Source organism: bacterium, from assembly GCA_035549195.1.
Classification (GTDB): Bacteria; Oederibacteriota; Muellerivitia; order Muellerivitales; family Muellerivitaceae; genus DASZRK01.
The window spans coordinates 56,051-71,662 of record DASZRK010000017.1 but is presented as its reverse complement, the minus strand read 5'-3'; the positions used below and the strand labels follow the sequence as shown (position 1 = coordinate 71,662).

The window sequence follows — 15,612 nt, the reverse complement described above, 5'->3', positions numbered from 1 at the left end:
CTTATGGTGGGTTTGGGCTTTTTGATCGTCGTTCGCATCCGCCTGATCCGGCCAGGAAACGCTGAAACCAGCCGGAGAGGATGATCCCAGTCGAGGGGAGAAATCCTTGAAGGATTACCTGAGCCGTTCCCTCCGCCGCCTCACCGAGGCTTCCAACCGCGCGGCCGCCCGCGTCGAACGCCTGCGGGAATTCGACCATATCACCACCCGGGAATCCCTCCTCGAACTGGTCGGAAAGAAACTCAAGGACCGCCAACTGCTCCTGGTCTCCAACCGGGAGCCCTATGCCCATGTGATGCGCGACGGCAAGATCACCGTCATCCGCAACGCCGGCGGCCTCACCATCGCACTGGACTCCATCGCCCGGGCCTTCCATTCCCTTTGGGTCTGCCACGGGGCGGGCGCGGCCGATTTCGAGGTGGCCGGTCCGGACGGCCTGGTGGCCGTCCCACCGGGCGAGGAAAGCTACAAATTGAAGCGTCTGGCCCTGGAGCGTGAGGAGGAAAAGGGCTATTACGAGGGTTTCTCCAACGAGACCCTCTGGCCCCTTTGCCACGTTTCTTATGTCCGGCCCAAGTTCCACCCCGCCGACTGGGAGACCTACGACGCGGTGAACCGCAAGTTCGCGGAGGCCGTGGCGGATTCCGCCGAACCCGGCGCCCTGGTCTTCCTGCAGGACTACCACCTGAGCCGGGTGGCCCTGCACTTGAAGGCCCTTCGCCCCGACCTAGTCACGGTGCTTTTCTGGCACATCCCTTGGCCCAATCCCGAGATCTTCCGCATCCTGCCTTGGAAGAAGGAGATCCTGGAAGGTTTGCTGGCCAACGACATCCTGGGGTTCCACCTCAAGTACCACAGCGAGAACTTCCTCGATACGGTGGACTCCGAACTGGAGACCCGGATCGACTGGGAACGTCACCGTGTCTCCCGGGGCGACCGGGTGACCCAGGTCCGTTATTATCCCATCTCCATCGACTTTGATTCCATCTTCCGGCAGTCCCAGGGCCCGGAGGTGGAGAAGGCTTGCAAGGAATTGTCCCAAGAGCCGGCCTTCGCCGGGCAGAAGCTCATCCTGGGTGTCGACCGGTTGGATTACACCAAAGGCATCCCGGAGCGGTTGGACGCCCTGGACCGCCTGCTCGACCTCTATCCCGAATACCACGGCCGCATCAAGTTCCTCCAGATCGGGGTGCCCAGCCGCACGGGCCTGGAGGATTACCAACAGGTGGTCAACGCCATCGAGGAACGCTGTGCCTTCCTGAACGCCAAGCACGGCAAGGGCGGGTGGGAACCGGTGATCTTCCTCAAGGGCCACCAGGATTTCGACACCCTGCTCCCCTATTACCGCCTGGCGGACGTCTGCGTGGTGAGCTCCCTGCACGACGGAATGAACCTGGTGGCCAAGGAATTCGTGGCCTCCTCCAGCAACGACAGGGGCGTGCTGGTCCTGTCGCCCTTCACCGGCGCGGCGCGCGAGCTGGAACAGGCGCTGTTGGTGAACCCCTACGACATGGAGAGCTTCGCCCAAACCCTTCGCGTGGCCCTGGAGATGCCGGCGGAGGAGCAGAAGGCGCGCCTGGACCGCATGCGCCTCACGGTGGCCGAGAACAACATCTATTCCTGGGCCCAGCAGATCCTCACCGAGGTCATCCACCTGGCGGAGGACCAGGCCCTGGAAAGGGGGACGGCATGAAGGCCGCCCCCTATTTCTATCCCGGGGGCGAACGGGAGGCCGGCCCGACGGTCTTCCAAAAGACGCCCCGTCTCATCTCGCTGGATTTCGACGGCGTGCTGGCCGAGATCGCTCCCACGCCTTCCATGGCCTATCTGCAGGACCGATTCCGTAAGGTCCTGACGGGGATCCTGGCCCAGCCGGAAACCAAGGTAATCATCCTGGGCGGCCGCTCGGTTCAGGACCTGCGGGACAAGGTCCGCCTGCCCGGCATCCTTTACGTGGGGAACCACGGACTGGATTTCTCGCCCCCGGCCGCCGGCTGGGGTATTCCGGCCCTGAGCGCCTGGATCCGCGAGGTCCAGGCGGCCCGTGGAAGGCTGGAGAAACTGGTCCGTAGCTGGCCCCAGGCCCTGCTGGAAGTGAAGGGGCCGGATCTGAGCCTGCATTTTCGCCGATTGGCCCCGGATCGGGCGGCCGTCCTGCTTCCCCAGGCCCTGGAGGCGGTGCGGGACCTGCCGGTGGACCACCGGGAGGGGAAATGCGTGCTGGAGATCAAGCCCGCGGATTCACCGGGCAAGGGCCACGCCCTGCGGCGCATCGCCGACCGGTTCTTCATGGGGAAGCCCCCGGGCATTTGCGTGCATGTGGGGGATGACCCTTCCGATGAGGACGCTTTTTCGGTGCTGCGCTCGATGCGCATCACCGCCCTGGGGTTCAAGGTGGGGCCCGAACCCACCCAGGCCCATTACCGCCTGAGGGACCTGGACCAGGTCCACCGGTTCCTCGGCTCTTTCCTTCGGGATTGAAGAAAAGCTTTGTTGCGTTGATCCATCAATAAGGAGGCGTTATGGAACCCTTGACGGGAAGGGATTGGACGGCCCCGATCCAGCAATTCTGGTCGGATATCCAGGGATTCGCACCGAACCTTCTGGCGGCCCTCATGGTCCTGGCCGCGGGCTTCGTGCTGGCCTGGATGGCCCGCTGGCTGGTGGAGGCCCTCTTCCGGGCCCTCCGGCTCGAGAAAAGATTGCAGGACCTCTGGTTCTTCCGGCTTTGGTCGCAGGGGTTCCAGGGCCGCAAGGCCACCCAGGCCCTTTCGGCCTTCAGCTTCTACCTGGTCCTTTTCCTGGCGGTGCTGCTGGCCATCCACATGCTGGGCGGGGGCGGGGGAGTCCTCAACACCCTCCTGGGGGTGGTGCCCCGGGTCTTGAGCTTCATGATGATCCTCTTCCTGGGAAGCCTGCTGGCCATGTTCATCTCGGTGCTGGCCCAACTGGCCCTGCTGGGCTCGGGCGCCCAGCACCCCCGCTTCTGGGGGAAGGTGGTGGCCTGGAGCACCTTCGCAGTGACCGTCATGTTCTCGCTGGAGCCCCTGGGGCTGGTGGGCAGCTTCCTGACCACGGTGGTCCTCATCGTGCTGGGCGCGGTGGGGCTGGGCGGCGCCATCGCCTTCGGCCTGGGCGCCAAGGACCTGGCGCGGGAGTTCCTCATCGAGATGCTCAAGAACCACGATCCAGAATAAATCCAGGGAGGGATCATGCCCGGACCATTCCAGTTCATGACCTCGGTGGAGGCCGTCCAGCTCACCGGGATCAAGGCCGCCAGCCTCCAGGAGCTCTATGAGGGCCTCCAGAAGGTGGACGACGCCTCCATCTACCACCACACCCACCGCTTCTACCGGGCCCATTCCTTCCTCGGGCATTCGGACCGGTCCGATTTCGCCCTCTGGGTGGCCCAGAACCTCCGCGAGGAAGCGGTCGCCGAGCGGTTGGGGGCGCTGGACCTGCGGGACTATCCGACCTTGAGCTCCCTGCGCGAGGCCGTTTTCGCGATCCTCGAACCTTTCCGGGAAGAACCGGATCGCTGGGCCCGGCGTGTGCCCCCGGGGCTGGAGTTCCATTTTTGCCGCGCCGTCAGCCTGGTCCTCTCGACCGGACATCGGGCCTCGAACCTGGAGGAATTCGTCCATGGCCTGGAGCGGGTGGACGCTTCCTGCATCCATTACCACCTGATCGAGGCCCAACTCCACTATCACGGCCCGGACGACGGGTTCCACAATGACTTCTCTCAATGGCTTTTGGACCTCGGGTTCCCCGAGCAGGCCGAGGCTGTCGCGGCGCTGGATCCCTACCAGGGGGACCTGGAGAACGTCCGCAAGCGCCTGGTCGGCATCGTTCGGGGGAACCGCCTCCGGGACACTTTCCACCGGATCGCTGACCGGCTATCCCATGACCCGGCGGGGGAAGCGGCCTCCCACTGGCTCAAACGCTGGAGAAAGGAATCCTGATGACCTCCCCCTACACGGATTACCGGCGCATCATCGGAGCGAGCGAACATGACCTGATCGCGCGCATCGCCCGGAAGCTCTCGGATCAAAAGGTCGTGATGGTGAATTCCACCCGGGACGGGGGAGGGGTGGCCGAGATCCTCCGGAACATGGTGCCGCTCCTGAACGAACTGGGGGTGGAGACCAGCTGGGAGGTCATCGAGGGCCGGCCGGATTTCTATGCCTGCACCAAGACCCTGCACAACGCCTTGCACGGGCGTCCCGAACCCCTGACCCCCGCCATGCTCAAGGCCTTTTGGGAGATCTCGGAGATGAACGCGGGCAAACTCAAGGACCAGTTGGACCGGCCCCTGGTCTTCATCCACGACCCCCAGCCGGCGGGGATGATCAAGCGTCTGCGCAAGCCGGGCCAGCGTTGGATCTACCGCTGCCACGTGGACGTTTCCACGCCTTTCCCCAACGCCTGGGAATTCCTGGGGCCCCTGATCGCTGAATACGACGCCTCGGTCTTTTCCCACCCCAGCTTCGCCCAGCACATGGAGAAGCCCCAGTTCCTGGTGGCCCCCTCCATCGATCCGCTCTCGGACAAGAACAAGGACCTGCCGGAGAATTTCATCCAGCGTACCCTGCGGCGCTACGGGCTGGACGCCAAGCGGCCCCTCATCACCCAGGTCTCCCGCTTCGACAAGCTCAAGGACCCGCTGGGCGTCATCGAGGCCTTCCGCAAGGTGAAGAGGACCCATCCCGACTGCCAACTGCTCCTGGCGGGCGGGGCGGCGTCGGACGATCCCGAGTCGGTGCATATCCTGCCCGCCCTGCAGGAGGCGGCGGGGAAGGACCCGGACATCCACATCCTGGACCTGCCTCCCTTCTCCGATCTGGAGATCAACGCCCTGCAACGGGCCAGCACCGTCGTGCTCCAGAAGTCCCTGAAGGAGGGCTTCGCCCTCACGGTGTCCGAGGCGCTCTGGAAGGAAAGGCCGGTGGTGGCCATGGCGGTGGGGGGCATTCCCCTGCAGGTCCTGGCGGGCAAGACGGGCTACCTGGTGCATACCATCGAAGGGACGGCGGCGGCCATCCGGAGGGTGTTGGATCAACCCGAGGAGGCGGCCCACTTCGCCAAGAACGGCCGGGAGCACGTGCGGCGCAATTTCCTCATTACGCGCCATATCCGGGACTATCTGAGCCTTTTCCTTTGCGTGCTGAATCCCGGGAAGACGGTGGTCCGTCTGGCGTCCTAACCCTTGCCGGCCTTCGGGACCGGCCATCCCGGTCCTGGAGGAAAACCTTGGAAAAAGCACCCGCCCATCAACGCTTCTACATCCTTTTTCTTTCCCTGGCCCTCGTTTTTTTCCTGATCTACCTGGACATCCTCAGCGGGTTGGAAGTGCACCTGACCGCGCTCCTGCTGGTCCCCGTCTATTTGGCGACCCGCTATTCAGGCCTGGGGGCGGGGATCCTGATCTCGGTGCTGTCCTCCCTGAGCCTGCTCATCGACCCGCTGCTGGAACGCAAGATCTACCCGCATCTTTGGGAGGTCTTTTGGAACATCGTGGTCCTCTTCATCTTTTTCGCGGTGGTCTCCTACCTGTCGGACCGCCTGCGCAAGGAATCGGCCCATAACGAGCGCATGGCCCAACGGGACCACCTGACGGACCTGCTCAATGGCCGCGCCTTCTTCGAGGCGGCCGAAAGGGTGCGGGTCGCCTCCATCCAGAACGGGCGCCCTTTCTCACTTTGTTTCCTGGACCTGGACGAGTTCAAGAAGGTGAACGACGAACTGGGCCACATGACGGGGGACGAACTTTTGCGGATCGTGGCGGGCGCCATCCGGGGAAACATCCGGGAGGACGACATGGCGGTGCGTATGGGAGGCGACGAGTTCGGGATCCTCTTCCCGGGCGCGGGTCCCGAGGAGGCCCAGGGGCTGGTGGAGCGGGTGAGGGAAGCGATCCGGGGCGAAATGGCGTTGCGGGGGTGGGGCGTGACGCCCAGCCTGGGGGTGGCGACCTTCTATGAGGTGCCGGGGACGGTCAAGGACATGGTCCATCACGCCGACCAGCTCATGTACCGGGCCAAGACCGGAGGCAAGGACCAGGTCTGCCGGGGGACGGTGGGCCCCACCCCCCGGACGGCGGTCCCTTAGGCGGCAGGGTCGTCCGGGGTTCGATCGGCGGGAACGGGGACAGGCACGGCGGCCTGGGCGCTTTTTTTGAGGGCCAGGGGAAAACCCACGGCGAAGATCAGGATGGTCGTGAAGACGCAGGCGAAGACGATGACCGGCAGGTCGTCGGTGCCCGCCATGCCGGCGGCGGCGGGCATGGTGGCCAGGACCCCGGCGGCCATCCCCCGGGGCAGGGAGGCGGTGACCAACAGCCTTTCCCCCGCGTCCAGCTTGCCGCCCCGTCCGGACACCCAGGCGCCGGGATAACGGGCGGGCAGGAGCAGGAACCCCAGGAGCACGCCGAAGAGGATGAAGCCCCAGGGCGGTGTCAACATGGCCCCGATGAAGGTGAAGAAGAAGGACTTGATGAAAAAGGCCAGTTGGGAATGGAAGCCCCGCACGTCCTCCCCCATCCCCAGGGGTTCGGTGAGCTTCAGTTTCCGTGAGATCCAACCCGCGTTCCCGACGACGACCGAATAGGCCAGGATGGCCAGGGCCGCCGACCCGCCGCTCCGGTCCACCAATACATAAAGGAGGATCAGGAAGGAAAGGGTCACCGCGTAGGGCTGATTGATGGAACGAAGGGGTTTCAAGGCCAGGAGCCAGACCGCCCCCGCCCCCAGGCCGAAGAAGAGGCCCAGTCCGAAGGATCGCGTCAAGGCGCCGAAGGGGGAACTCCCGCCATTGGATGTGAAGAGATCCAACAGGGCGCTGGTCCCCACCACGCAGAAGACGTCGGTGAAGGCCGATTCGAGGTTCAGGAGGTTCGAGACCCCCGGTTTGATCTTGGCCTGCTGGAGGGTGGGCATGATCACGATGGAGCTCGAACCGCCCAGGATGGTCCCCAAGAGCAGGCAATGCTGCCAGGTCCAGCCTGGAAGAAGGCCCGCGGAGGCGGGGATCAGGGCAACGAGGAAGACCGCGAGGACCGAGGCGGAAAAGGTCAGCAGGGCGAGAAGGAGGGAGCGGTGGGCCTCCTGGGCCACTTCCCGGATCTTCAGGCGGCTGCCGCCCTCGAAGAGCACGATGATGAGGGTCAGGGCCGCGAAGTAGGGGGCGATGCGCCCCAGGGAGCGGGCCTCCACCAGGTGGGTCACGGGGCCCACGAAGAGCCCCATGACGATGAGCCAGACCACATCGGGAATGTTGGTGCGCTTGAAGACCGCTTCGCCCACGCTGCCGACCAGGAAGATGCCCGCGAGGGAAACGAGGAAGAGGGTGACCGGGTTCATGGGGGTCCTTGGGGGAGCGAATGGGAGCGGGGCTATCTTAAAGGAAATGGGGGGAAGATTTGCAGTGGGTCTCGGTCCTATTCGTCCTTTTTACCGGGCGGTGACAAGGGAGCGACGTGTTCGGGGTGGGTCCCATCCAAACGATCTCCGGCCCATCCTGGCGGATGGTCCTTCATCCCCTTAGGACGTGCTTCAAGTTGCCCGGGGAGGGATCAGGGCGGCGGCCGTTACCCGACGCCATAGCGCGATAAGAGCTTTCGCATGGTCATGCCCTGGACCAGCACTGAAAAAAGGACCACCGCGTAGGTGGCGGTCAAAAGGATCCCTTTTTCGGGGATGGAAGGCAGGGACAGGGCCATAGCGATGGAAAGCCCGCCCCGAAGACCTCCCCAGGTGAGGATGGGGACGATCCCCGGCTGCTTGCGCCGCCAATGCAGGAAGGTGATGGGGACCAGGACCGATAGGAAACGGGAGGATAGTGCCACGGGGATGATGGCCAAGGCCGCCCAAAAGGCCCGGCGATCGAGCCTGGGATCGAAGCCCATGAGCCCGATCAAAAGGAAAAGGATGGCGTTCAGGATGTCGTCCATCATGCCCCAGAAGGCGTCCACATGGCCGATGGTCCTCTCGCTCATGGCGAAACGCTTGCCCTGGTTGCCGATCAGAAGGCCCGCCACCACCACCGCGATGGGACCCGAAACGTCCAGGCGGAAGGCCAGGGCGTAGGTGGTCATGGCCAGTGAAAGGGTGATGAGCAGTTCCAGCGGGGCGTAATCGATGCTCTTCAAGGCCCGGAAGGCAAGATAGCCCAAAAGGAAACCCAGCAGGACCCCGCCGGCGACCTCCCTCAAGAAAAGGAGGGCGACGCCTAGGCTGTTCAAAGGTAGGTGGGGTGCCTCGGAAACGCCGGCCACTCCCAGGAGGGTCAGGAAGACCACCACGCCCACGCCGTCGTTGAAGAGCGATTCCCCGGCGATCATGGCGTCCAATTCCTTAGGGGCCTTGAGTTCCTTCAAAAGGCCCATGACCGCGATGGGGTCGGTGGGGGAAAGCAGGGCCCCGAAGACCAGGCAGATGGGGAAGGGGATCGAAAGGCCCAGGAGCCCGAAGAGCGCGAAGGAAAGCCCTCCCACCAGGAGGGTGGAAAGGATGACGCCCACGGTGGCCAGCACCAGGATGGTCCATTGGTTGCTGCGCATGTCCTCGAATTTCACGTGGAGGGCGCCGGCGAAGAGGAGGAAACAGAGCATTCCCTTGAGGAGGACCTGGTAGAAATCGATCCCGGACAGGAAATTCTCGACCATGTCGCGCAGGTCCCATTGAGGGAAGAGCCAGTCGGAGCCCAGCATGAGCAGGGAGCTCAGGAGGGCCAGGCTCAGGATGCCCGTGGTGGTGGGCAGGCGGAGCAGCCTGTAGTTGACATAGCTGAAGACCGCGGCCAAGGCGACCAGGATCGCGGTGGCATCGAACAGGTTCATGGCGTTCCTTTCTCCGGGCCGGTCCCGACTCCCCTATAATAAGCGGGTCGGTCATCTTTCCGTCGAGGGTTTTAAGAAGGCCGTGCGATGCTTCAGGGCCCAGGGTGAGGTCGTCCTATGAAAACAGCCGTGATCGGTTCGGGGAACATGGGAACGGCCTTGGCCTGCCTCTTGGCGGACAACGGCCACACGGTCACCTGCTGGGACCATATGCCCGAGGTGGTCGAGGATATCGTTCAGAACCGCCGCAACAGCCGCTTCCTGCCCGATGTGGCCCTGCCTTCGTCCGTGACCGCCGATATCCTGCTCAACCACGTGGTGCGCGAGGCCCGGCTCATTTTCATCGCCACGCCTTCGCTCTACTTCCGGCAGGTGGTGAAGGAAGCCTCTCCCTTCTCCATGCCCGAGGCGGTGGTGGTGGGCGCGGCCAAGGGATTGGAGGCCGGCACCCACAAGCGCATGAGCCAGGTCTACGCCGAAGCCTCCCTCCACACCGCCGATCATTACGTGGCCCTGTCGGGCCCCTCCATCGCCAACGAATTCGCCCGCAAACAACCCACCGCCGTGGTGCTGGCGGGCTCCAACGCCCATTGCGTCCAGAAGGCCGCCGGGGCGCTGGCCAATCCCTACTTCCGGGTGGAAAGCTCCGACGACCTCGTCGGGGTGGAGGTCAGCGGGGTCCTCAAGAACATCTATGCCCTGGGCTTCGGACTCCTGGACGGATTGGACCACGGCAGTCCCAACCTGAAGGCCGCCTTCGTCATCATGGCCCTGAAGGAAATGAAGCAGGTGGCGGTGGCCATGGGGGCCAAGGAAAGGACCCTGGAGGGCCTGGCGGGCCTGGGCGACCTGGTGACCACCGGTTTTTCGGCGGATTCCCACAACCGGCGTTTGGGGGAGTATTTGGCCTCGGGGATGGAATATGATGCGGCCTTGGCCAAGCTGGGCGGGGTGGTCCCCGAAGGCGTGCGGACCCTGGAGATGATCATGGAGACCATGGGCGGGGTCGCCGAAACCCCCTTGGCGGGCCTCATCCAGACCTGTTTGCGCCAGCCCGCGGCCCGTTCCCGATTCGTGGACGAGGTCTGGAAGATAGTTCCATAAAGGCAATTCTCAATTTTTAATTCTTAATTTTGAATTGTGGCGAGGCTAAAACGCCCTCAGGTTCTCAATTAAAAACTAAGAATTAAAAATTTCAAATTTTTTTAAAGGGTTTTCTTTTGGGCTTAGAATTCGTCTCCCACTTTGCCGAGTGGCACCACGTCCTTTTCAAGGTGAAGGACGCGGACGCCTCCATCCGCTTCTACAGCGAATACCTGGGCATGAACGCCGTCCAGGACCAGAAGGACACCGACGGCAAGCGTTGGGTCTGGATGCGCTTCAGCGAGAACCCCAACGCGCCCCTTTTCGTCCTCCTGGAGGACACCCAGTTCAAGCATGGGACGGCCCCGGCCCAAAGTTTCCAATCCTTCGCCTTCCGCATGACGGACCTGAAACCCGTGGAGGAAATGAGCGCCCGGGCCAAGAAGGACGGGCATTTGATCGAAGGGGCCGCCTACGGCGGCCATATGCGGGGTTATTTCTGCGTGATCGCGGACCCGGACGGGAACCGCCTGGAGTTCTCCTATGTGATGAACCACAAGCCGGAAAAATAAGGCAGAGGGAGGGGTTATGCGTAAAGGCATGGTCGTGGGTCTGGTGGCGGGGTTCCTGATGGCGGGAGCGGTGGTGGCGGCCGAAGCGCCCCTGACCGCGGTCTGTGAGCTGGCCCCCACACAGGGCAACAAGGTCATGGGAACGGTCAAGTTCATCCAGCACAAAGGCTACGTGACGGTGAAGGCCCATGTGACGGGGCTCACCCCCGGCAAGCACGGGTTCCATATCCATGAGTCGGGGGATTGCTCGGCGCCGGACGCCAGTTCGGCCAAGGGGCATTTCAACCCGGGCAAGCACGACCATGGGGCGCCGGGCGCCGCCGACCGCCACGCGGGGGACCTGGGGAACTTGAATGCCAACGCCAAGGGCGTGGCCAACTACACCCGCAACGACAAGGTCATCCAATTGACGGGACCGGACAGCATCATCGGCCGGGGCATGATCGTGCACGAGAAGGTGGACGACTACAAGACCCAGCCCACGGGCAACGCGGGCGCGAGGGTCGCCTGCGGCGAGATCAAGTTGGTGAAAGAGGCCGAAACCAAGAAGTGATGGACCGCTGGACCGAAAAGCAAAAAGCCGGGCCCCTCGCGGGGTCCGGCTTTTTTTGTTTCAGGGCCTATGGATTTGGGTTACGGACATTTGTCCGCGTAGACGGATAGGACGTAGTCCCAGTTGATTCCACTGCCCATTGAACCCGGGAACGTTGTGATCGAGCCGCCTTGGAGGTATCCATGATCGGTGACGCTACTGTAGGAAAAACCCATGGCAGTGCCGTAATTATCATGGATGAGCCCGATCCAGTAGGTGGCAGGAGCGGACAAGGCGACACCTGGGACCGGGAAGTTATTCCAGCCGACCGTGACCGGCAAGGCGTTGGATTGGGTTTTGAGTGTGCCAGGGACCCCGGCGTTGTCCGTGTAAAGAGCCATTCTCACGTTCCCAGTACCCGAAGCCACATAGGCATTGAGACGGATGACCGTGACCGGACCGCTGGCGAGATTGAAAGCGCTCAAGAGGTAATTTCCACCGCCGAAGGTCGAGGTGCTGCCTTGGGTCGCGTTGATGCCGAAGGCAGTGGGGCCTCCGCAAGCCGGTGTCTGGGTGATGGTGGGCGTGAAGGTCGGGGTATAGCTGGGGGTGAAGGTCCAGGTGGCGGTATAAACCGGCGTTGGTGAAGCCCCGACCACGCAGTAATCCGCGTAAAAATCGAAGGTGTAGGCGACAGGTCCGCTGCCACTGAAGGTGGAAGGGATGATGGAAGAAGAAGCGTAGCCGTCGCTCGAATCGTAATCATAGTCCTGCATCGCGAAGACGGGCCCGGGAGTGGAGCCGGAGCTGTCGTTGGCGGCGGCGATCCAGTAGGTCCCGGCGGGGAGCGGGGTGTCCGGGATGTCGGCGGTGTTCCAGCCGACGGCGGCCACCAGGGTGGCCGAGGTGGCGATCAAGGTGCCCGGCCCGGAGCCGCTGTTGCTGTAGATCCCCATCCGGAGGCTTCGGCTATTGGTGGTGGTGATGTAACAGTGGAGGTTCTTCACGGTGCCGGCCACGGGGAGGACATATCGGGAGGCGAAGGAACCGTTATCGATGCCTGTAGTCGAGGGTCCGACGAAGTTATTGCCGAAGGCATAGGAGCCCGTGCAGGACAGGTTGGGTGTCTGGGTGGCGGTCGGCGTAGAAGTGGGAGTGGCGGTGGGCGTGAAGGTCCAGGTGACGCTGGGGACCGGGGTCGGGGAACCGCTCAGCACGCAATATTCGGCGTAGAAGTCGAAGGTGTAGCTGTCGGGGCCACTGCCGCTGAAGGTGGAGGGGATGATGCCGAAGGTGGAATAGCCGTCGGTCGCATCATCGCCGTAATTCTGAGTGGCGAAGACGGGCCCGGGCGTGATGCCTGAGTCGGCGTTGGAACCGGCGATCCAATAGGTCCCGGCGGGCAAGGTGGTGTCCGGAATGTCGGCGGTGTTCCAGCCGGTGGCGGCCGCTAAGGACGCGGAGCCGGCGATCAAGGTCCCAGGTCCGGAACCGCTGTCACTGTAAAGACCCATCTTGTAGTGACGGCCGTTGGTGGTGGTGATGTAACAGTGGAGTTTGGTGACGGTCGCGCCTACGGGAAGAACGGCTCGGGTAGCGAAACTGCCGTTGTCGATCCCCACGCTGGAGGGTCCGACGAAATTATTGCCAAAGGCATAGTTGCCTTGGCAGGAAGAATTGACCGTCTCGGTAAAGGTAGGTGTGTTGGTCGGCGTGGCGGTGGGCGTGAAGGTGAAGGTCTCCGTCGGGTCCGGGGTGGGGGAACCGGCCAGGGCGCAATAATCCGCGAACATGGAGAAGTTCCAGTCGGTGGAGGAACCGGCGCCGAAGGCGGCGGGCAGGGACCCGGGGCTGGCGTTGGTGTAATGGCAGTCGCCGGTCGTGCCGTAGTCGTTGGAAAGATTGATGCCGCTTGAGGAGGAGGGCGAAGTAACGGCGATCCAGTAATCGCCGGAGGGCAGGATGGTCTGGGGCGTGTCCAGCACGTTCCAGCCGGACACGGCGGCCTGCTGGGTCGAGGCCACGATCAGCGATTGGGGGGCTCCGCCGTTGTCGGTGTAAATGGACATTTGGATGTCGGTGGCGGAAACGGGCGCCGAAGCCAGGAAGACATCCAGGCGGAAGACGTTCCCATAAACGGGCAGGTTGAACTTGTTCGCCACCATGATGCCCCCGCTGGGAGCCAAGGGCCCGCTCCCGAGGACGTTCTTCCCGAAGGAATAGTAGGGCGCGCAGATGGGGGTCTTGGTCCGGGTGGGTGTTCCGGTCGGCGTTCCCACGATGGTGATCGTTCCAGTGGGGGTGTTGGTCGGATTGTTGGGTGAGGTCGGAGGATTGCCGGGACAGCCGGTGAGGAAGAATCCGCCCGTCAAGAGGATGGGCAACAGCAGTAGGGACAGGCGTTTCATGGGTCTCTCCGGTCGGTTGGGATGGCAGAAGAATAGGGGGAGGGGCCCGGGAAAGCCACCGATCTGTTCGTTAATTTTCGGTCCGGTAACTTTCCGAATGGGACGGACCTATCCATCTCTTTTGTGGTTTCTATCAAAGCTGTGGATTTGTTCAAGGATCAGGGGCAGGTATTGGCGTAGAAGGAGAAGGATTGGTCTTTCCCGGTCGTAAAGGAAGAACCGGAGGCGGGGAAAGATGTTCCGAACGTATGGGCCAAGATCCCATAGGGCTGTCCGGCGACGGGGCTGGAATTATAAGAACCGTCCTGGAGTTGGAAGGCCAGCCAATAGGTGGCGGGACCCGAGAGTGAGACGTCGGGTATGTCCAGGGTGTTCCAACCGGTGGTCACGCTCTGGGCGCCGGCCTGGATGATCAATGTGCCTGGCACCCCCGAATTGTCGGTATAAAGGCCCGCTTGGGCCTGTTGGTCCCCGCTCCCGTTATAAACCGAGAAGGAGATGACCCGGCCCGGAGTGGCCAAGGGAAAGGCCTCGGCGATGATGACCGCCACGGGTGTGGTGGCGGGAGTCCCGATGGATTTGTCCCCGTAAGAATTGGGAGCGCCGCAAGGGGTCTGGGTCGTTGTGGAGGTGGGTGTGGAAGTGATGGTGGAAGTCGCGGTCCGGGAAGGTGTGGCGGTGGGGGTCCCGCTTGGTGTCGAGGTCGGGGAAAGGGTCGGGGTCGAAGTGATCGTGGGGGTGGGGGTCGCCGTCAGGGTCCCCGTGATGGGGGGCGGACAATAATTGGCGGTGATGGAAAGACGATATCCGAGATCGGCCTTGGGATCCTCGAAGGTAACGGGAAAATTCCCGAATGGATAAACGTAATTGTGGCGGATGGAGTCGCCTGAGGAGCCGCTGTCGTAGCTCAGATAAGTGCCCGTGGTCAGTTGCAAGGCCAGCCAATAGGTGGCGGGCGAGGAAAGGACGGTGTCGGGCAGGTCCAACTGGGTCCATCCCGAGGAGTTGGAGAGGTAGAGAAGATGGGACTCGACCACCAAGTTGTTGGGGACGCCGGCATTGTCGTCATAGACGGCGGCGCGAATGGGGCCGCTGATATTGGTGAAATAGGCCGAGAGGCTGGTGAGGGTGATCGGGAGCGCATAGGCGACGGGAGCTTTCAGGGCGAAGTAGTTGGTGAACCCGGCGCTGGAGGGACCCTGGGTGGGATAGCCGAAAGTCGAAGTGGTCACGCAGGCGGGAGTGTCGGTGAAGACGGGGGTGAAGGTGTTTGTGATGGTGGGTGTGAAGGTTTGGGTGGGCACGGGGGTCCGGGTGAAGGTGGGGGTGCCAGCGAGTGCAGGCGGGCAATAGTTGGCGACCAGGGAGAGAAGATAGGGGTAGGAAGCGAGGGGCGGATCGAAAGTGGAGGGGAAAGGGCTGAAGGGGAAGGCGTAATTGTGTCCCATCATGCTGCCGGCGGGCCCTGAGTCGTACTTGACCTGAGTATTGGCGTTGGTCTGGAGGGCCAGCCAGTAGGTGGCGGGCGAGGAGAGGACGGTGTCGGGCAGGTCGAGATTCACCCAACCGGAAGTGACACCTCCGGACCCGGCGGGGATGAGGAGATTGGATTGGACGACGAGATTGTTGGGGGAACCGGAGTTGTCGTCATAAACGGCGCAGCGGACCTGGTCGTAAAGGATGTTGAAGTCACAGCTCAGGGAGGTCAGGGTGACGGAAGCGGGATCGGAGACGATGGCTTTGCAGGCGTAATAGTTGGTGAAGATGCCGGAGGAGGCCCCGGGTTGATCGTACCCGAAATTCGAGGTCGTGACGCAAGCCGGTGTGTCGGTGGGAACGGCGGAAGTGGAGGCGGTGGCGGTCGGGGTAGCGGTGGCCGTATGGCTTGGGGAAGCGGTCGGGGTGGAAGTGGGCGAGGAAGGTGTCAGGGTCCCGGTGGGGGTTGGGGTAGGCGAGGAACTGGGCGTGGAGGAAGGCGTCGCGCTCAAGGTCGAGGTCGGGGTGGACAGTGGCAGGGTGGCGGTCGGGGTAGCGGTCGGGGTGTCCGAAGAGCCGCTGGGCGTGGTCGGGCCGCTGCTCCCAGGGCAACCGGTCCAAAGGACCGTTCCAAACCCCAACACTAAAAGAGAGGTCCAAGCCCCACGAGAACGCATCGGCCGCCTTCGATCCGCAAAGGATGAG

At 63.1% G+C, this 15,612-nt stretch carries 13 protein-coding genes; 9 read left to right on the top strand and 4 right to left on the bottom strand.

What is annotated here, in order from left to right:
• Nucleotides 1–106 precede the first annotated feature (106 nt).
• From VHE12_03580 to VHE12_03555, 6 genes are read left to right on the top strand one after another with little or no spacing between them, the layout of a single operon-like run.
• Nucleotides 107–1,693, top strand: a complete 1,587-nt coding sequence (locus VHE12_03580) for a trehalose-6-phosphate synthase (GenBank protein ID HVZ79863.1) — start codon at nt 107–109, stop codon at nt 1,691–1,693.
• On the top strand, nt 1,690–2,481 hold the full coding sequence (otsB, locus tag VHE12_03575; GenBank protein HVZ79862.1) for a trehalose-phosphatase: 792 nt from the start codon (nt 1,690–1,692) through the stop codon (nt 2,479–2,481). Before VHE12_03580 ends, otsB begins: the two co-directional genes overlap by 4 nt.
• A 41-nt stretch (nt 2,482–2,522) precedes the next feature.
• Nucleotides 2,523–3,197 carry a hypothetical protein gene (locus tag VHE12_03570; GenBank protein HVZ79861.1) on the top strand — a complete coding sequence of 225 codons (675 nt, stop codon included), beginning with the start codon at nt 2,523–2,525 and terminating at the stop codon, nt 3,195–3,197.
• A 15-nt stretch (nt 3,198–3,212) separates the two neighbouring features.
• Entirely contained in the window at nt 3,213–3,962 is a 750-nt protein-coding gene (locus VHE12_03565) for a DUF5752 family protein (protein HVZ79860.1), read from the top strand.
• On the top strand, nt 3,962–5,203 hold the full coding sequence (locus VHE12_03560) for a glycosyltransferase (GenBank protein HVZ79859.1): 1,242 nt from the start codon (nt 3,962–3,964) through the stop codon (nt 5,201–5,203). The genes VHE12_03565 and VHE12_03560 overlap by 1 nt, the downstream gene beginning before the upstream one ends.
• 47 nt (nt 5,204–5,250) lie before the next feature.
• On the top strand, nt 5,251–6,108 hold the full coding sequence (locus VHE12_03555; GenBank protein ID HVZ79858.1) for a GGDEF domain-containing protein: 858 nt from the start codon (nt 5,251–5,253) through the stop codon (nt 6,106–6,108).
• Here the strand turns inward: VHE12_03555 and VHE12_03550 are convergent.
• A complete protein-coding gene (locus VHE12_03550) occupies nt 6,105–7,358 on the bottom strand; it encodes a cation:proton antiporter (GenBank protein HVZ79857.1) in 1,254 nt (417 codons plus the stop codon). The two genes, VHE12_03555 and VHE12_03550, sit on opposite strands and share 4 nt — an antisense overlap.
• Nucleotides 7,359–7,585: 227 nt before the next feature.
• The gene (locus tag VHE12_03545; protein ID HVZ79856.1) at nt 7,586–8,836 is read right to left on the bottom strand and encodes a sodium:proton antiporter; all 1,251 of its coding nucleotides are present in this window, start codon (nt 8,834–8,836) and stop codon (nt 7,586–7,588) included.
• A gap of 117 nt (nt 8,837–8,953) precedes the next feature.
• Between VHE12_03545 and VHE12_03540 the strand changes: the two genes are divergently transcribed.
• The 3 genes from VHE12_03540 (at nt 8,954) to VHE12_03530 (ending at nt 11,044) form a co-directional block, all read left to right on the top strand.
• Nucleotides 8,954–9,940, top strand: a complete 987-nt coding sequence (locus tag VHE12_03540; protein ID HVZ79855.1) for an NAD(P)H-dependent glycerol-3-phosphate dehydrogenase — start codon at nt 8,954–8,956, stop codon at nt 9,938–9,940.
• Between the two features lie 116 nt (nt 9,941–10,056).
• A complete protein-coding gene (locus VHE12_03535) occupies nt 10,057–10,491 on the top strand; it encodes a VOC family protein (protein ID HVZ79854.1) in 435 nt (144 codons plus the stop codon).
• A gap of 16 nt (nt 10,492–10,507) precedes the next feature.
• Entirely contained in the window at nt 10,508–11,044 is a 537-nt protein-coding gene (locus tag VHE12_03530; GenBank protein HVZ79853.1) for a superoxide dismutase family protein, read from the top strand.
• An 80-nt stretch (nt 11,045–11,124) separates the two neighbouring features.
• Here the strand turns inward: VHE12_03530 and VHE12_03525 are convergent, their stop codons facing one another.
• Both VHE12_03525 and VHE12_03520 read right to left on the bottom strand, forming a co-directional pair.
• Nucleotides 11,125–13,431: a hypothetical protein gene (locus tag VHE12_03525; protein ID HVZ79852.1), complete on the bottom strand. Its 2,307-nt coding sequence runs from the start codon at nt 13,429–13,431 to the stop codon at nt 11,125–11,127.
• A 158-nt stretch (nt 13,432–13,589) separates the two neighbouring features.
• Nucleotides 13,590–15,584 (bottom strand): hypothetical protein, encoded by a 1,995-nt coding sequence (locus tag VHE12_03520; protein ID HVZ79851.1) that lies wholly within the window; start codon nt 15,582–15,584, stop codon nt 13,590–13,592.
• Nucleotides 15,585–15,612: the final 28 nt, after the last annotated feature.